At 65.9% G+C, this 18,014-nt stretch carries 12 protein-coding genes and 3 pseudogenes; 5 read left to right on the top strand and 10 right to left on the bottom strand.

Features of this window, described 5'->3' with window-relative positions:
* Positions 1–27: 27 nt before the first annotated feature.
* Positions 28–921, bottom strand: a pseudogene (locus tag ACQPW1_RS25240) (FAD-dependent monooxygenase); the annotation flags it as partial.
* Positions 922–988: 67 nt separating this feature from the next.
* Here ACQPW1_RS25240 and ACQPW1_RS25245 point away from each other — a divergent pair.
* Together ACQPW1_RS25245 and ACQPW1_RS25250 are read left to right on the top strand one after the other, a co-directional pair.
* Positions 989–1,231, top strand: a pseudogene (locus tag ACQPW1_RS25245) (transposase); the annotation flags it as partial.
* A complete protein-coding gene (locus ACQPW1_RS25250; protein ID WP_433653973.1) occupies positions 1,123–2,211 on the top strand; it encodes an IS3 family transposase in 1,089 nt (362 codons plus the stop codon). The pseudogene ACQPW1_RS25245 and the gene ACQPW1_RS25250, both read left to right, overlap by 109 nt.
* A gap of 30 nt (positions 2,212–2,241) precedes the next feature.
* On the opposite strand, the pseudogene ACQPW1_RS25255 reads toward ACQPW1_RS25250, so the two are convergent.
* A pseudogene (locus ACQPW1_RS25255) lies at positions 2,242–2,778 on the bottom strand (FAD-dependent monooxygenase); the annotation flags it as partial.
* Positions 2,779–3,149: 371 nt separating this feature from the next.
* Between ACQPW1_RS25255 and ACQPW1_RS25260 the strand changes: the two are divergent.
* Positions 3,150–3,971, top strand: a complete 822-nt coding sequence (locus ACQPW1_RS25260) for an alpha/beta fold hydrolase (RefSeq protein ID WP_433653974.1) — start codon at positions 3,150–3,152, stop codon at positions 3,969–3,971.
* A gap of 123 nt (positions 3,972–4,094) precedes the next feature.
* On the opposite strand, the gene ACQPW1_RS25265 is transcribed toward ACQPW1_RS25260, so the two are convergent.
* Complete coding sequence (locus tag ACQPW1_RS25265; RefSeq protein WP_433653975.1) at positions 4,095–5,855, bottom strand: hypothetical protein; 1,761 nt, start codon at positions 5,853–5,855, stop codon at positions 4,095–4,097.
* Between the two features lie 629 nt (positions 5,856–6,484).
* On the opposite strand from ACQPW1_RS25265, the gene ACQPW1_RS25270 reads away from it, so the two are divergent.
* Both ACQPW1_RS25270 and ACQPW1_RS25275 read left to right on the top strand, forming a co-directional pair.
* A complete protein-coding gene (locus ACQPW1_RS25270; protein WP_433653976.1) occupies positions 6,485–7,918 on the top strand; it encodes an alpha-amylase in 1,434 nt (477 codons plus the stop codon).
* Positions 7,919–8,249: 331 nt separating this feature from the next.
* Positions 8,250–8,987, top strand: a complete 738-nt coding sequence (locus tag ACQPW1_RS25275) for an SDR family NAD(P)-dependent oxidoreductase (RefSeq protein ID WP_433653977.1) — start codon at positions 8,250–8,252, stop codon at positions 8,985–8,987.
* An 85-nt stretch (positions 8,988–9,072) separates the two neighbouring features.
* On the opposite strand, the gene ACQPW1_RS25280 is transcribed toward ACQPW1_RS25275, so the two are convergent.
* The 7 genes from ACQPW1_RS25280 to nuoH form a co-directional block, all read right to left on the bottom strand.
* On the bottom strand, positions 9,073–9,417 hold the full coding sequence (locus ACQPW1_RS25280) for a hypothetical protein (protein WP_433653978.1): 345 nt from the start codon (positions 9,415–9,417) through the stop codon (positions 9,073–9,075).
* 324 nt (positions 9,418–9,741) lie between these two features.
* A complete protein-coding gene (gene nuoN / locus ACQPW1_RS25285; protein ID WP_433653979.1) occupies positions 9,742–11,367 on the bottom strand; it encodes an NADH-quinone oxidoreductase subunit NuoN in 1,626 nt (541 codons plus the stop codon).
* An 83-nt stretch (positions 11,368–11,450) separates the two neighbouring features.
* Positions 11,451–13,076: an NADH-quinone oxidoreductase subunit M gene (locus ACQPW1_RS25290; protein ID WP_433653980.1), complete on the bottom strand. Its 1,626-nt coding sequence runs from the start codon at positions 13,074–13,076 to the stop codon at positions 11,451–11,453.
* Entirely contained in the window at positions 13,073–14,962 is a 1,890-nt protein-coding gene (gene nuoL / locus ACQPW1_RS25295; RefSeq protein WP_433653982.1) for an NADH-quinone oxidoreductase subunit L, read from the bottom strand. Before nuoL ends, ACQPW1_RS25290 begins: the two co-directional genes overlap by 4 nt.
* A 13-nt stretch (positions 14,963–14,975) precedes the next feature.
* A complete protein-coding gene (gene nuoK, locus ACQPW1_RS25300; protein WP_040735043.1) occupies positions 14,976–15,275 on the bottom strand; it encodes an NADH-quinone oxidoreductase subunit NuoK in 300 nt (99 codons plus the stop codon).
* Positions 15,272–16,114: an NADH-quinone oxidoreductase subunit J gene (locus ACQPW1_RS25305; protein WP_433653983.1), complete on the bottom strand. Its 843-nt coding sequence runs from the start codon at positions 16,112–16,114 to the stop codon at positions 15,272–15,274. The genes nuoK and ACQPW1_RS25305 overlap by 4 nt, the downstream gene beginning before the upstream one ends.
* The gene (gene nuoH, locus ACQPW1_RS25310) at positions 16,111–17,946 is read right to left on the bottom strand and encodes an NADH-quinone oxidoreductase subunit NuoH (protein WP_433653984.1); all 1,836 of its coding nucleotides are present in this window, start codon (positions 17,944–17,946) and stop codon (positions 16,111–16,113) included. Before nuoH ends, ACQPW1_RS25305 begins: the two co-directional genes overlap by 4 nt.
* Between the last annotated feature and the right edge of the window lie 68 nt (positions 17,947–18,014).

Below are 18,014 nucleotides of genomic sequence, written 5' to 3' on the forward strand. Positions count from 1 at the left end.
CACTAGGTTTAGCAAGCCAGTCCCGGCTTAGCTAGCGGCGGTGCCGAACCACTTCTCCAGCTGACCGATCAGCCCCTGCTGATCCTCACCGACCCACGCCACATGCCCGTCCGGCCGCAGCAACATCGCAGGCGCATCGAGCTCCTCGCTGACATCGACGACATGATCGACCCGATCCGCCCACCCCGCCACCGAAAGCTGACCGGTCTGGTCGAGCAGCATCCCGCGACCGTCGTGCATCAGCTCATAGAGCCGCCCCCGCTTCAGCCCCACATCCCGCAGCCGCCGGCCGAGCAGTTCATGCCCCGCACCGAAGTCGTAGCGAACCCCGATCGCAATGAGCATCTCGATCAGGTACCGGGTCACTTCCTCGAAGTCCATCAGCTTCGACACCAACCGCCGCGCCGCTTGCGGACCCGGCTCGAGCAGCATCAGTTCCATCTGCGCCCGGGTGTTGTCCAGTACGTCGGCCGCCACCGGATGACGCTCGGACTCATAGCTGTCCAGCAATCCTTCCGGCGCCCAGCCATCGATCGCCGCGGCAAGTTTCCAGGCGAGGTTGAACGCGTCCTGGATGCCGAGGTTGAGCCCCTGCCCGCCCATCGGCGGATGGATGTGCGCCGCGTCCCCGGCCAGGAACACCCGCTCGACCCGATACCGCTCGGCCTGCCGGGTGGCGTCGCCGAAGCGGGACAGCCAGCGCGGTGAGTGCGCACCGAAGTCGGTGCCCGCGGTCGCCAGCAGCTGCTGTTTCAGCTCGTCCAGGATCGGCGGGACCGTGCGATCTTCGGCTACACCGGCGGCGGGCGCGACGACGCGATACGCCCCGTCCCCGAGTGGCATTGCGCCGAACCGCAACTGGGTCTTGCGGACTTCGGCGTTCACGGCGTTGATCGTCTCCAGCGACGCGGTCAGCTCCACTGAGGCTCCCCCCAAGCAGTGGACACCGATTTAGCGGGATCGCGGTCCTGCTGGAAGGATGTCCAGTATGTCATCGTCTCGGAAGCGCCGGTCGTTCACGGCCGAGTACCGGGTCGAGGCCGCGCATCGGGTGATCGATTCCGGTCGCACGATCGCCGCGGTGGCTGGCGAGTTGGGTTTGCATGAAAGCCTTCTCGCTAAATGGGTCCAAGACGAACGCCGCCGGATAGCGGCGGCCGAGGTACACGGCGAGCAGCCGTTGAGCCCGGCCGAGCGGGCAGAGTTGCTCCGGTTACGCAAGCAGGTCAGCGAGCTGGAGAAAGACGTCAGTTTCCTAAAAAAAGCGAGCGCGTACTTCGCGGCGATGCAGCAGAACCGGCCCGGTTCGAGCTGATGGCAGCGCAGTGCGCCGCCACCGAAATCAACGGCAGCACAGCCGATATCACGCGCATGGCGCGGTTGTTGAGTGTATCGACCTCAGGGTTCTACGCGTACCTGAAGCGGAAGACGGCCCCTGTGTTGACCGATCGGCAGCAGCGGCGCGCCGACTTGACGGTGAAGATCCTTGCCGTCCATAAAGACTCCGATGGGACCTACGGGGCTCCGCGGATCACCGCCGAGCTGCGCGATCGCGGTGATCGGGTGTCGGAGAAGACGGTCGCGGCGATCATGGCCGAGATCGGGCTGGCCGGGATCAGCCCGCGCACCTTCAAGGTGCGGACCACGATCGTGGACCCGACCGCGTCGTTCCCGGACGACCTGGTGCAACGTCTTTTCGACCAGGGCCGTGTAGACGCAGTCTGGGTTTCCGACATCACCTATCTGACTTGCGGTGAAGGCGATATGTACCTGTGCGCGATCAAGGACGAGCATTCCAAGAAGGTGCTCGGCTGGACCGTGGCCGATCACATGCGGACCGAGATGGTCACCGACGCCGTGGACCGGGCGGTAGCGGCGCGTGGCGGGTCGTGTGCGGGCACGGTTCTGCATTCGGACCGAGGTAGCCAGTACACCGCCAACGACATGGCTGCCGCCTGCGATCGGCACGGTCTGCGCCGATCCATGGGATCGACCGGAATATGCTGGGACAATGCCGGCGCGGAAAGCCTGTGGTCGACATTCAAACACGAATACTACTATCGACACACCTTCGCCACCAAAGCGGAACTCGTTGCAGCAGTTGACAAATGGATGAATTTCTACAACAGTAGAAGACGCCACTCCACGATCGGGATGCTCAGCCCCGACAATTATGAGCGGTCACTCCTCGCGGCCACTTCGGCCGCATAACCCCCCGTCCACCATTTGGGGGGAACCTCACACCTCGCCCAGCAGTGTGTCCACCCTGGTCGGTTCGCCGGGGAAGTCGACACCGAGCAACTTGCGCACCGTGCTACGCCCACCGTCGCAGCCGACGAGGTAGCGCGAGCGCAGCCGCGTCCCGTCGGCCAGCTCGACGGTCACCCCGCCGTCGTCCTGGCTCAGCCCGACCAGTGCGCAACCGCGCCGGATCTCGACGCCGAGTTCGAGGGCATGCTCGGTCAGCAGCCGCACGGTGGTGGTCTGCGGAATGCTGAGCACGTACGGATGCGAGGTGTCCAGCCGCGCAGGCGACGGTTTACGGATGCCCGCGAAGAAACCATCGAGCGGGTACTGCTTGCCGAGCGCAAGGAACCGGTCCAAAAGCCCGCGCTGGTCCATTATCTCGATGCTGCGCGCATGCAGACCGAGCGCCCGGACGACCTTCGTCGGCTCCGCGTCCTGCTCCAGCACGAGCGCCTGCACACCGCGCAGCCGCAACTCGTTGGCCAGCATCAAGCCGGTCGGACCCGCACCGGCAATGATCACGTCGATCATGAAAACCCCTTCAACAATGTTGCATTTCGGCCCGCTGCTGCTCGCAGTCCGCTGACACCCATAACTCCGCGCCGAATGTCGGCAACCCACATCGCCAGCACAACCACACTTCGCGAATCCTGGATTTCCGCAGGTACCGGCTTCGGCGGACCATTGTGCGGCACGACCGGGGTCTTGCCGCAAGGCCCCCGGTGCGGTATATGTTGAAGGGGGACAAGGAGTGCGTAACCTCCTTGTCTTTACTTCTTTCTCCTCCGTTGTGAACGGACAGCCGCCTCACTCCGCTCAGAACAATTCTGCTGCCAGCGATGAATTTCGAACGCGCACACCGTCGACAGTCGTGAGCACCCAGCACCAGCAGAGGAGAACTCATGACCCAGACCTCGTCCGTCACCTCGCACACCCTCGACGTCCCCGGCGCCCACCTGTACTACGAGCTGCGCGGCAGCGGCCCGTTGATCGCCATGGTCGGCGCCCCGATGGACGCCGCCGCCTTCGCCCCGGCGGCCGAGCTGCTCGCCACCGACCACACCGTGCTCACCATGGACCCGCGCGGCCACAAGAGCAGCGTGCTCGACGACCCCGAACAGGACTCCACCCCGGAACTGCGCGCCGACGACCTGGCCCGAATCCTGACCCACCTCGACGCGGGCCCGGCCGTGGTCCTCGGTTCCAGCGGCGGCGCCGTCACCACCCTCGCACTCGTGCAAGCCCACCCGGAACTCGTTACCACCGTGATCGCCCACGAGCCCCCGCTGAACTACGTGCTCGACAACCACGACGAATTGCGCATCCGCACAGCGGATCTCGTCACCACCTACGCCGGCGGCGATACCCTCGGCGCATGGCGGAAGTTCTTCGCCAATGCCAACATCGAGATGCCGGAGCCGGCCCTGCAGCAGATGTTCGGCGGCGACCGCGACCCGGTAGACGTGGCCAGCGAACGCTTCTGGTACCTGCACGAGATCGACGGAACCGGTTGGTGGCAGCCGGATCTCGAGGCACTGCGCGCGACGCCGGTCCGCCTGGTGGCCGGAATCGGCGCCGCCTCGGCGGACCAGTTCTGCGACCACACGACGCGCGCCCTGGCCGCACAGCTCGGTATCGAACCCACCCTGTTCCCGGGCGGCCACGTCGGATTTGTTGAGGACCCAGCCACTTTCGTCACCCGGCTGCGCGAAGTGCTCGGCTGATCGTCGGTGAACACGTCCTTGACGGCGGCGCTGCCCTCGCCGCCGTCAAGGACGTACACCGGGCGGCCCTGATGAGGGTCGAGGCCGCCCGGCGTCACCGCCCTTGCGGGCACTGACGTTCTATTAGGTGAGACCCCTGATGAATTCGGCCAGATACTGCCCGCTGTAATCAGGCTTACCGTTGTTCTGCACCGCGGCCGCGCCGATCGTGTCGATATGGGTGTAGCCCGGCAGGGTTTCCACCTGCGCGGTGGCTCCGGTCGGAACCCACGTGCCGACGCCGTACTGCACGACGCTGTCGCCCGCGTAGGCGATGAAGTTCGGCTTGGTGCGACTCATGTTGTGGTAGCGCAGATTGACCATATCGCCACTGCGCGCACCCGTCATCCCGGCGCCGAGATCGATGATCATGCGCAGCGGAAAGTAGGTCTCCCAGTAAGCAGTTGGCGCACCGGTGCCCAGTTGGCGGGCCACCTGGTGGATGTCGGCGGTCTCCCGGCTCGGCGCGGTCCACGGCACACCGACCACGTCGTTGTAGTTGCGCCACGTGTAAAGCGCGTTCCGGTCGGTCGGCGCGACGCGCTGCTGCGGGCCCGCGCTGATGCGCAGGTAGTTACCCAACACCGGAATCTGGGTCGCCCCACCGCCGTTCGGGAACGTCTTCTCCTGCACCGGGCCGCCCGACAGCGCGCCGACACCCTGTTGCAGCAGCGCGAAGTTGCCGGAGTTGTTGTCGATGAACGTGCCGAGCAGCGCCGCATTGGTGAACCGGTAGTCGCGAATGGTGCCCTCGCCATCCCCGCCACCGGTCGCCACCGCCGCCCAGCTCTGGCCGAACATGGTGGTCAGCGTCGCGTCGATGTCCGGATCGTGCAGGTGCGCGAGCAGCTGACTCTCCTCGTCCGGCGCGAGATGCGCGGCGAGTCCGGCGAGGCGGTAGAGCACCATCGCCTTGGTGCCGATCACCGGAACCGGGCCGAGCGTGCGCATCGGCAGCACGCCGCTGTCGAATCCGGCCTTCAGCACGTTGTTCGTCGGGCCCATCAGGGCATCGGTGATGTCGTGGAAGAACGGCGTGTTCTGGATGGCAGCCGGGTCCGAGGAGACCATCGAGTCCTGCGCGGCGAACGCGGCGCACTGGTTGTAGCCCGCGTCGGCCTGGGTGGCCGGGTTGCCGTCGAAGTCCCAGTCCGAGAAGAACCCGGTGACCATCCCGCCCATCGAAATGCCGGTGCAGACATACTTGCGTTGCCGCTCGGCCTGCTCCGGGATCTCGTGCAGCATGATCTCGTACTGGTCCCTGATCACCCGCTCCACGCCGATCGAATCGAGAATCGGCAGGTCCTGCGAGTTCCTGAAACCGGGGAAGACGCGCCCGTCGATCGGCTTGCCATTGAAGTAGTAGTCGACCGCGTCCAGGTAGTTCCCGGTCTGCAAGGCGTAGTCGAAGCCCGCTGTCTCATCCAAGCAGGCTCCGCGCCGCGCCAGCGACCAGAACTCGATATTGCGGCCGAGGGTTTTCGCCGAGCGCACGGTGTTGCCCGCGACGCCCTCGGAATTGACTGCGCCACCGGCCAATCCCTGCTGCTGCACGACAACCGCGTCGGCATCGCGCGAGTTCTCCGGGCCGCCGACCGGCCGATAACGCAGGTAGCCGGTGCGATCGCAGGCCTCCGGATGCGCGGGCGCATTCGCCGGAAGTGGCAGCCGGAAGCTGACATAGGACACCGCGATTCCGTCGCGCGTCGCGACCGGCTGCTCCTGTCGATCCGTCGCCACCGACGTGGGCGGTGCATCGGCCGCCGCCGCCAACCCCGGCGGGACCAGACCGGCGGCAACCACCGTCATCACCACCGTTGCCGCCCAACCATTTCGGCGCTGCACGCGCCGCCACCCCTGTTGTTCCGACCGTCCGAGACGCCGCGCCGCAATTCTCACGGTCAGTGACGTTGCCATGCAATGGGAGCCACGTCACTGGGAGATATGCCAGCAGATAGCCATGCGGTTCATGCAGTTCGCCAAGATCAGCTCCGCTCGGCTCCGGTGAGTATGCCCCCGGCCCAGACGGTCGAGGCAGCGGCATTGCCAACAAGATTCGGCCGACCAGCGAGCTGTCTGGAAGTGTCATTACTCGAAGTTGTCAACGCGTCGCCGACCACGCCCGGATGTTCCGCGAGCCCAACCCAGGTCTCCCCAGGTCGCTCCCTCGCCGGTTCCGCCCGCGGCCGAGTTCGACCGTCGGTGCCTCGGTCGCCCAGATGCATCAGGGCCAGCGATCGCCATCGACTGCGTGGCACGTATGTGCAGGCCACCGTCGGATATCTCGTGCGGTGCGTCCCAGGGCTTGATTACCGCGAACGTCTGGAGGTGTGCCTGCGCCGGTGGCTCGGTTGGCCGTTCGTCGCCGATGGCCCGATTGCCGTTGGTCGTCGACGGCCCGGCTGCACGGCCAGCTCCGGCGCGCCGGGCAGGAGGAAAGTCGCTCGAAACGCCCCCTCGGATACAGTCGCCCCATGGTCCGCGTATGGGTGTTCGCGCTGGTTACTGCGGTGACGACGACGTGGGTTGCGGTCCCGGCACAGGCGGCGGAGGAGCCTGTGGGGCGGGATGTGATCGCGCAGATGTTCGGGTGGAACTGGCGATCCATCGGGCGCGAATGTCAGGCGACGCTCGGCAGGCTGGGTTACAGCGCCGTGCAGACCTCGCCGCCGGAGGAGCATTCGCTGTGGCCGGAGCAGGGGTTTCCGTGGTGGCAGAGCTACTCGGCGGTGTCCTACAAGCTGGACAGTCGTTTCGGGACGCGTGACGAGCTGGCGTCCATGGTCCGCAGCTGCCACGAATCAGGTGTGCAGGTGTACATCGACGCGGTGATCAACAATATGTCCGCGCTGGCGGGGTGCGGAATCGGTAGTGCGCTCACACCGTATTGCCACGAGTTGTATCCCGCCGTGCCCTACACCGACCGCGACTTTCATCATTGCGGAACACCGGGCAATACCGTCGAGAACCTCGCGGACCGCGCCCAGGTGTTCAACTGCCAGTCGTTCAACGGCGCGGACCTGGCGACCGGCGACGACTCTGTCCGGGACCGGATCGCCGGATACCTCAACGATCTGCTCTCCCTCGGCGTCGACGGATTCCGCATCGACTCGGCCAAATATGTTCCGCCGGAAGACATCGCGGCCATCGAGCAGCGCCTCACCCGACCGGCCTACGTCTACCAAGAGGTCATCTACGGCTGGCAGGAAGCCGTGCAACCCGAGGAGTACACCGCCACCGGCGCCGTGATGGACCTCCGCTACGCCGGAACCCTGAGCCAGATCTTCCGGCAAGGTCGACTCGCCTGGCTCCGCACCTTCAGCTCGGCCCTGCCGTCCGACAAGACGGTGGTCTTCGTGGCCAACCACGACACCGAACACCTCGGTTCCACGCTCACCTATGCCGATGGCGACCGATACACCCTGGCCAACGCGTTCATGCTCGCCTGGCCCTACGGTCGCCCGAAAGTGCTCAGCGGCTACGCATTCACCTCCTACGACGAGCCGCCACCCTCCGATCCGCACGGCCGCGCCATGGACGCCAACTGCGGCGACGGCCACTGGTTGTGCGAACACGCCTGGCCGGGCATCGGCCCCATGGTCGCTTTCCATCAGCAGGTGCAAGGTCAGCCGGTGGTCGATTGGTCCGACAACGGCGGCAACCGGATCGCATTCGGCCGTGGCGCCGAGGGATACCTCGTGCTCAATGGCGAGGACTTCCCGGAAACCGCAGGCGTCTACCACACCTCGCTTCCGGCGGGCCGCTACTGCGATGTCATGCACGGCACGGTGCAGGCGGGCACCTGCACGGGCCCGACCTACCAGATCGACAACGCCGGTCTGCTCCGCGCCGACGTCGCCGCGCAGTCCGGGCTCGCGCTCCACACAGGTGCCACCGTAACCGAATAGCCCAGGGCTCCAGGGAGATTCGAAGCGACGACCCGCGCGCAGACGAGGGTGGACCGGGCCGGATCGGGATGCCCCGCACGGTTGCCCGGCTTGGCGCCATCACGCGAACTCCGCTTCTCGAGAGGACCGGCGACGTCCCCCATTCCCGCGAAGCCGCCGCATCCTGGCAACGCATCGATTGGCGCAATGCGAGCCGACCTCCACTCGAGCAAGCGAGTTGGCTACCAGGCTCCCGCCCTACGGGAAGGCTGGCGTGCTGAATCACCGACCGCGTATATCGAGCGACTAGTGCCGAACCGTGATGGCAAGCTTGTCGCATGGTGATCACAGAATGAGCCGAGGCGTATTGGTAACCGGAGCCTCGCGGGGAATCGGGCGAGCAATCGCCTTGGCGTTCGCGGAGATCGGCGATCGAGTGGCGGTCCACTACTCATCGAGTCGCGACGATGGCGAAGAGACATTGCGCGGCCTGCCGGGCGACGGCCACCTGCTTGTCAACGGAAACATCGGCTCCCCGGACGCCGTCGCCGGAATCGTCGACGCGGCAATCGAAGGACTCGGCACGATCGACGTCCTGGTCAACAACGCCGCGGTAAACATCGCCCACCCGGTGACCGACACCGACTACGCCGACTGGCAGCAGGCCTGGCGACAAACCATGGACGTCAACGTCTTCGGCACCGCCAACATGTCCTACTGCGTCGCCCGCCACATGATCGACAAGGGCATCGCCGGCCGAATCGTGAACATCGGCTCCCGCGGCGCCTTCCGCGGCGAACCCGAATACGCGGGCTACGGCGCAAGCAAAGCCGCCGTCCACGCCCTCGGCCAATCACTCGCGGTGGAACTGGCACCCCACGGCATCGCCGTCGCCTCCGTCGCCCCCGGCTTCGTCGCCACCGACCGAGTGGCCCACCGCGTCACCGACGAGGTCCGCGCCCAAAGCCCCTTCGGCCGAGTCGCCGCCCCCAACGAAATCGCCTCCGCCGTCCGCTATCTCGCCTCACCGGAAGCCACCTGGACCTCCGGCTCCGTCCTGAACGTAAACGGCGCCTCCTACCTCCACTGACAACCCCTGGATCGATGGCTGCGGGTACCTCGGTACCCGCAGCCGTCATCGTTGCAAGGTGGCACTCGCAGTGCGTCGGAGTGATTCAGCAGACGGTGTCCTCGTTGGTTTGTCGTGTCTCGAGGTTGATAGTGCCCTTGTCGTAGGGCGTTTGGCTGTTGATGTACTTGTCGGGCACCGGAAACATGAGCTGTCTATTGCAGTGCGGGGGTGCGACGCAGCCGGTGTAGACGACGAGTTCCGGGGTGATGGTGAAGTTTCGGTCGACTGTCAGAGCCAGGATGAAGGTGCCGTCACTGTCCGAGGTCCGCGTTGTGCGGTCGTCGAAGCCGACCCGCTTGTTGACAAGTTGAACATAAGACTGCTGGGAGTTCGACGGCTGACCGTTGCAGAACAGTCGGCCCTTGACCGTGACTGTCTGCAGACCCATGCGGAAATCGTTTGTCATGTGCGTGGCGGGCGAGGCAGCGGCTGGCAGCCCCACCATGGCCGATCCGCAGGTGAGCAGCGCGATGACGGAAAGGCGATAACGCATTGTGAAGTCCGATCTGTGGCAGAAGTAGCGACGTGACAACGCGAAAGCAGAGTCAACGTTCCTCGCATTCCGGGGCTCGGCAGGGGCGTTTCGCCGAATCCAGTTGTGCCCGCACGCCGAGGTAGCGGCGAGTGGCGGGCGAGCCGTAGACGCGCACCAATGGGTCTGCCGCACACCCGAAACGGGGTGTGCGGCAGACGTAGGCAGTAAAGAACTACTTCAGCGGGCGAAGGTGGCGGCTCGGTCGGCCAGGTCGAGGAGGATCTGGGGGAAGATGCCGAGGGCGATGGTGGCTCCGGCGCCGAAGGCGACGACCGTGGTGGTCAGGAAGGGGGAGACCACGATTGGTGCGTCGGTGGGTGGGTCGGTGAAGAACATGAGGACGATGACGCGGATGTAGAAGAAGGCCGCGATGGCGCTGCAGATGACGCCGACGATCACCAGGAAGGTGGCATCGCCTGCGGCGGCGGCTTCGAAAACGGCGAACTTGCTGACGAATCCGCTGGTCAGGGGGAGACCAGCGAAGGAGAGCAGGAACAGGGCGAAGACGCTGGCGAGCCAGGGGGAGCGCCGACCGAGGCCGGCCCATTGGTACAACGCACTGGCTTCTTCACCGTTGGCGTCGCGAACGAGGCTGACGACGGCGAACGCACCGACGGTCCCCAAACCGTAGGCGGCGAGGTAGAACAGGATCGCCGAGACACCCTTGTCGTTGGCCGCGATCAAACCGGTCAGAATGAAACCGGCATGCGCGACAGACGAATACGCGAGCATCCGCTTCACATCGGTCTGCGTGATGGCCATAACCGCACCGACAGCCATGGTGGCGATGGCGATAGCGGCGAGCACCGGCCGCCAATCATCACGCAACCCGGGCACCGCGACCTGCAGCACGCGCAACAACGCACCGACTGCCGCAATCTTGGTCGCCGCGGCCATGAACGCCGTAACCGGCGTAGGCGCACCCTGATACACATCGGGCACCCAAGACTGGAACGGCACGGTACCGATCTTGAACAGCAGCCCCACCGCCAGCAGCGCCACACCGAGCAACGCGAGCATCGCGTTATCCGGATGCAGCGCAATGGCATCGGCGATCCCGGTCAGCCGGACCGTCCCCGCCTGCCCGTACAGCAGCGCAACCCCGTAGAGGAAGAACGCCGACGAAAACGCGCCGAGCAGGAAGTACTTCAGCGCCGCTTCCTGCGACAGCAACCGCTTACGCCGGGCCAGCCCGCACAGCAGATACAGCGGCAGCGACAACACCTCGAGCGCGACGAACATGGTCAGCAGATCATTCGACGACGGGAACAGCAGCAACCCGCCGACCGCGAGCAGCGTCAACGGAAACACCTCGGTCGTCGCGATCCCGGCCCGCAGCGCGGTCCGCTCCATCGCACTCCCCGGCACCGAAGACGCCTGCGGCGTAAACGCATCCACCCCGCGCCCGAGCGTCGCCGCGGCCACACTCCAGGTCCCGGGCCCGCTACGCGCCTCGACCCGCGGCTCGGCACCGCGCTCGCCCATGAACAGCACCCCGAGAATCGACACCACCAGAATGGTGCCCTGCAGGAACAGCGTCACCCCGTCGACGGCAACCGCCCCACCCACCGCGGTGGCCGACGTGCCCGCCAACAGCACCACCGCGACCAGTGCGACGACCAACCCGACGAGGCTCAGCAGCAGCTGTGCACCGAACCGGAACCGCCGCCCCATGAACGCCTCGACCAAGACACTGATCACCGCGACACCGAACACGATGAGCATCGGCGAAAGATGCCCGTATTCGATGCTCGGCGCCGGAATCGTTGCTGCGAGGGTTGTTCCGTAGTCCAAGGAAGTCACTTAGGCCGTCCTCGAGAAGGAGATCACCGCGGCGAGCAGACCCGCGACGATGAGAGCGATAACGACGCGAACACTGGTGCGACTCATTTGTGGACACCTCCGGGATGATCGGCCTTACCCGCCTCGGGCAGCGCGGGCACCGCCGGTGCGGGGTCGTGCTTGCCGATGGTCGTCAACGTCTGGCTCACCGCGGGATTGATGAAGTCCAGGATCGGTTTCGGATAGACACCGAGGAACAGCAGCGCCGCGATCAACGGCACCACCACCGCGAGCTCGCGGGGCACCAGGTCGTAGATGCGCTCGTTGCCCTCCTTGACCGGCCCGGTCATCATCCGCTGGTACATCCACAGCACATACAGCGCCGCGAGCACCAGCGCACCGGTCGCGATGACCGCGGCGACCTGGTAGCGGGCGAATGTGCCGACCAGCACCAGGAATTCACTGATGAACGGCGCGAGCCCGGGCAACGAGAGCGTCGCCAAACCCGAGATGAAGAAGGTGCCCGCCAGTATCGGCGCCACCTTCTGCACCCCGCCGAAATCGGCGATGACCCGAGTTCCGCGACGCGACACCAGGAATCCCGCGATCAGGAACAGCGCGGCGGTGGAGATGCCGTGGTTGACCATGTACAACGTCGCACCGGTCTGGCCCTGACTGGTCATCGCGAAGATGCCCAGAATGATGAACCCGAAGTGCGAGATCGAGGTGTAGGCGATCAACCGCATCACATCGGTCTGCCCGATGGCCAGCAGCGCACCGTAGATGATGCCGATCACGGCCAGGGTGATGACCAGCGGCGCATAGGTACTCGACGCGTCCGGGAACAGCATCAGGCAGTACCGCAGCATGCCGAACGTGCCGACCTTGTCGACCACCGCCATCATCAGCACCGCACTAGACGGTGTCGCGGCGACGGCGGCGTCGGGCAGCCAGGTGTGCAGCGGCCACAGCGGCGCCTTCACCGCGAACGCGAACATGAACCCGAGGAACAGCGCGTTGAGCACCGCGGGTGCCGCGGTGAGGTGTCCGGAGTTGGCCGCGGCGACCACCGTGCGGAAGTCGAACGTGCCCGCGGCATCCGCGCCGAGTCCGTCCCGCGCGGTGACCACGTACAACCCGATCACCGCGGCCAGCATGATCAGCCCGCCGAACAGGTTGTACAGCAGGAACTTCACCGCCGCCCGGGACCGCTGCTGCCGCAATTCGAGATTCGCCGACCGCGGTCCGAAGCCACCGATGAGGAAGTACATCGGAATCAACATGGCTTCGAAGAACACGTAGAACAGCAGAATGTCGAGCGAGACAAAGGAGATCAGCACCATCGCCTCGACCAGCAAGGTCAGCGCGACGTAGGTGTGCGACACTCGCCGCCCGCTGCCGACCTCACGCTCGTCGTGCCAGCCCGCCAGGATCAGCAACGGCACCAGCACGGTGGTGAGCAGCACCAGCACCAGCGCGATCCCGTCGACCCCGACGGTGTATCCGGCGCCGAAGGCCGGAATCCACTCGTGGTCCTCGACGAACTGGTACTGCGCGCCACCGGGTTCGAAGCGCACCGCCAGCACAACAGCGAACACGAGCACCGCTACCGACACCGCCAACGCCAGGCACCGCGCGAGCATGCGTTGCGAGGCGGGCAGCAGCAACACGATGACCGCGCCGATCGCAGGCGCCAACCACAACGTGGTCAACCAGGGAAAGTCCTTCACCACAACCTCACCGCCAGCAGGGCGGCAGCCACCAGGGCCGCGCCGGTGAACATGGACAGGGCATAAGACCGCACGAAGCCGGTCTGCACTCGCCGGATCCGACCGGACAGCCCGCCGATCAGCGCGGCCGTCCCGTTGACGATCCCGTCGATGCCGCGGCTGTCGAGGAACACCAGCGCTCGGGTCAGGTAGCTGCCCGGCCGCATGAGGGCCGCCTCGTTGAACGCGTCAGCGTAGAGATCCTTGCGGGCCGCGATCGTCAACGCGGACACGGCTTCCGGTGCGGTATCGGGGATGCTGCGCTGCGCGTACTGGTAGTAGGCGAACCCGACTCCGATGGCGACCACCATCAGCGCGAGCGCCGTGACGACACCCGCAGGCACGGTTTCCGCACCGTGATGCGCACCGACCACCGGCTCGAGCCAGTTCTGCAGCGACGAACCGAACGCGAACAACGCACCCGCCGCGACCGATCCGATGGCCAGCAGGATCATCGGCCCGGTCATCGTCGCCGGGGACTCGTGCGGATGAGTGTCGGGCTTCCAGCGCCGCTCACCGAAGAACGTCATGATCATCACGCGGGTCATGTAGAACGCGGTGATGCCCGCGCCGAGCAGCGTCACCGTGCCCAACGCCAAACCGCTTGCGCCGCCCTGGTTGAACGCCACCTCGATGATCTTGTCCTTGGAGAAGAACCCGGCGAACGGCGGCACTCCGATGATCGCGAGGTAGCCGAGCCCGAAGGTGACGTAGGTGATCGGCAGCAGCTTGCGCAGTCCGCCGTAGCGGCGCATGTCGGTCTCGTCGTCCATCGCGTGCATCACCGAACCGGCGCCGAGGAACAGCCCGGCCTTGAAGAACCCGTGGGTGAGCAGATGCATGATGGCGAAGGCGTATCCGGCCGGGCCGAGGCCCGCGGCCAGCACCATGTAACCGATCTGGCTCATGGTCGAAGCCGCGAGTGCCTTCTTGATGTCGTCCTTCGCGCAACCGACGATGGCACCGAAAAGCAGGGTCACCGCACCGACCAGGACAACGCCCAGTCGCGCATCGGGTGCCAGATCGAAGATCGGACCGGACCGCGCGATCAGGTACACACCGGCGGTGACCATGGTGGCCGCGTGGATGAGCGCCGACACCGGGGTCGGGCCTTCCATCGCGTCCCCGAGCCAGGACTGCAGCGGCACCTGCGCGGACTTACCGCACGCGGCCAGCAACAGCAGCAATCCGATCGCGGTGAGTGTCCCTTCCCCGGCCTGCGGGGCACCCGCGAACACGTCGGAGAAGTTGATCGACCCGAAGGTCGAGAACATGACGAACATGGCGATCGCCAGCCCCATGTCACCGACTCGGTTGACCACGAACGCCTTCTTGGCCGCCGTTGCCGCCGTGGGCTTGTGGTACCAGAACCCGATCAGCAGGTAGGACGCCAGGCCGACGCCTTCCCAGCCGAGGTAGAGCACCAGGTAGTTGTTCGCCAGCACCAGCAGCAGCATGGCCGCGAGGAACAGGTTGAGGTAGGCGAAGAATCGCCGCCGTCCCGGGTCGTGGCTCATGTAGCCGATGGAGTAGATGTGGATCAGCGAGCCGACGCCGGTGATCAGCAGCGCGAAACACATGGACAGCTGGTCCAGTTGGAGGCTGAAGTCGGCTTGCAGCCCGGCCACCGGAACCCAGCTGAACAGGTCGGTGTGGATGCCGCGTTGCGCGTTGTCACGCCCGACCATGTCGAAGAACCCGATGCCGGCCACCACGAACGCGGCCAAAGCCATCAGGGTGCCGAGCAGATGACCCCACTTGTCGCTGAAACGACCGGTGAGCAGGAGGATTACGGCGCCTGCGAGGGGCAGGGCGGGCAGCAGCCAGAGCGTAGCCATATCTTGCATAGTCGCCGCCATGTCAGAACTTCAGCAGGTTGGCGTCGTCGACCGAGGTCGAACGGCGGGCGCGGAAGATGGTCATGATGATGGCAAGGCCGACAACGACTTCGGCCGCGGCGACCACCATGGTGAAGAACGCGAACACCTGGCCGTCCAGGTTCGAGTGCAGCCTGGCGAAGGTGACGAACGCCAGGTTCACCGCGTTCAGCATCAGCTCGATGCACATGAACACCACGATGGCGTTGCGCCGCAGCAGCACTCCGGCCGCGCCGATGGTGAACAGCAGGGCGGACAAGAACAGGTAGTTCTGGGGATTCACCGCTTGCCTTCCTCGTCGCTCTGGTTCTCGGTCGCGATCGCGCCGACAGGCGCCGGATCCTGCGCCGCTACCGAGATGACGGCCGCTTCGGTGAGCGCCCGGGTGCGGCGGTGCCGCAGGATGGTGCTGACCGACAGTTCCTCGAAGGACCCGTCGGGCAGCCTGGCCGGAATGTCGACCGCGTTGTGCCTGGCGTAGACGCCCGGTGTCGGCAGCGGGGTGGCCCGGTGGCCCGCCTCGCGGAACCGGCGCACCGACATCTCCCGCTGGCCGATCTTCGGACCGAACTGCTCGCGGTGCGCGAGCACCATCGCGCCGATGGTGGCGGTGATGAGCAGCGCGCCGGTGAGCTCGAACGCCCACACATAGCGAACGAAGATCAGCTCGGCGAGTCCGCCGATCACGTCGCGACCCGCGAATCCGGTTGCCGGGAAACTGATCTCGGATTCCCGGATGCCGCGGGCGATACCGCTGATCAGCAGCAGCCCGAAGCCGAGACCGACCGCCGCCGCCGCGAGCTGCTGCCCGCGCAGGTTCTCCTTCAGCGATTCGGCGGAGTCGACACCGACCAGCATGAGCACGAACAGGAACAGCATCATGACCGCGCCGGTGTAGACGACGATCTGCACGACACCGAGGAACAGCGCGTCCTCGGCCATGTAGAACACCGCGAGGATGATCATGGTGGCGGCCAGGCAGATCGCGGAATGCACTGCCTTGCGGGCGAACACCATGCCGAGCGCGCCGATGGTGGCCAGCGGCGCGAGCACCCAGAAGTTCACCGCCTCACCGGTGGAGGTCCGGGTGAGCGGCTCGGCGGCGAGGATGAATTCGTTCACCGCGACCCTCCTTCCACGCCCGCGACGGCGGGTTGCTTCGGACTGTCCGGCGCGGCGTTTCCGTTGCTGCCGTTGGTTTGCTGGATGTCACCGAGCACGTTGCCGAGGTAGTAGTCGCCCTCGTCGGTGCCGGGCTGCATGGCGTGTGGGGGCGCGGTCATGCCCGGCTGCAGCGGAACCAGCAGCCGGTCCTTCTCGTAGATCAGGCCCGCGCGGTTGTCGTCGGTCATCTCGTAATCGTTGGTCATGGTCAGTGCCCGGGTCGGGCACGCCTCGATGCAGAGTCCGCAGCCGATGCAGCGCAGGTAGTTGATCTGATAGACCTGCCCGTACCGTTCACCCGGCGAGAAGCGTTCCGTCTCGGTGTTGTCCGCGCCTTCGACGAAGATCGCGTCGGCGGGGCAGGCCCAGGCGCACAGCTCGCAGCCGATGCACTTCTCCAGCCCGTCCGGGTGCCGGTTGAGCTGATGACGCCCGTGGTAGCGCGGCGCGGTCGGCACCTTCTGTTCCGGATAGAACTCGGTGTTCGGCTTCTTGAACATGGTCGCCGCGGTGACCAGGAACCCGGCCAGCGGATCGAACAGACCCGACTTCGCTACCGGGCGAGGATGTTCGGGCAGCGGCGGTGTCGGGAAGCCGAGGAAGACCGCCGAATCCGCGGTCGGTGCCGCGAGTTCCGGCTCGGCCGGTGGCTCGGCGCCACCCCGACGTCCGGCCCGCAGGAACGACCCCACCATCAGCGCGGAGATCACCAGGCCGCCGATGACCAGCGCCGGGGTCTGCACGTGGTAGCCCTCGGTCTGCAAGACCCGAGCGCCGCCGACCAGCATGACCCACAGCAGCGAGGTCGGGATCAGCAGCTTCCAACCGAGATTCATGAACTGGTCGTAGCGCAGGCGGGGCAGCGTGCCGCGCAACCAGATGAACACGAACAGGAACAGGCACACCTTGGCGGTGAACCACAGCACCGGCCACCAGTTCTGGTTGGCGCCCGCCCACAGGCTCAACGGCCACGGTGCGTGCCAGCCACCGAGGAACAGGGTGGTGGCGAGCGCGGAAACCGTTGCCATGTTGATGTATTCGGCCATCATGAACATGGCGAACTTGAGCGAGGAGTACTCGGTGTGGAAGCCGCCGACCAGCTCGCCCTCTGCCTCGGGGAGGTCGAACGGCGCCCGGTTGGTCTCACCGACCATGGAGACGCAGTAGATGAGGAACGAGGGCAGCAGCAGGAAGACGTACCAGGTGTCGTTCTGCGCGGCCACGATGCCCGAGGTGGACATGGTGCCGGTCAGCAGGAACACGGTGGCGAAGCACAGCGCCATCGCGATCTCGTAGGAGATCACCTGCGCGGTCGAGCGCAGTCCGCCCAGCAGCGGGTAGGTGGAACCCGACGACCAGCCGGCCAGCACGATGCCGTACACGCCGATCGAGGTGATCGCGAGGATGTAGAGCACCGCCACCGGCATGTCGGTGAGTTGCAGCGCGGTGTGATGGCCGAAGACGGACACCTCGGGGCCGAACGGGATCACCGCGAACGCCATCACCGCCGGGATCAGCGAGATGATCGGCGCCATGATGAAGATCGGCTTGTCCACGATGGCCGGGATGATGTCTTCCTTGAGCGCCATCTTGACGCCGTCGGCGATGCTCTGCAGCATGCCGAACGGGCCGATCCGGTTCGGGCCGATGCGCATCTGCATGCGCGCCACGATCTTTCGTTCCGCGACCACCGCGATCATCGGGATGAGCAGCAGGAAGAGGAAGATGGCGACGGATTTCCCGATCACCAGCCACAGGGGGTCGTGGCCGAACAAACTGAGGTCACTCATGCCTGCACCTCGCTAGCGCTCGGCGGCGGCACGAGCGACGCACGCTGTGTCATGATTCGTTCGCTGCG

The organism is Nocardia sp. CA-128927, from assembly GCF_050955855.1.
In the GTDB taxonomy this organism is placed as follows: Bacteria; Actinomycetota; Actinomycetes; order Mycobacteriales; family Mycobacteriaceae; genus Nocardia.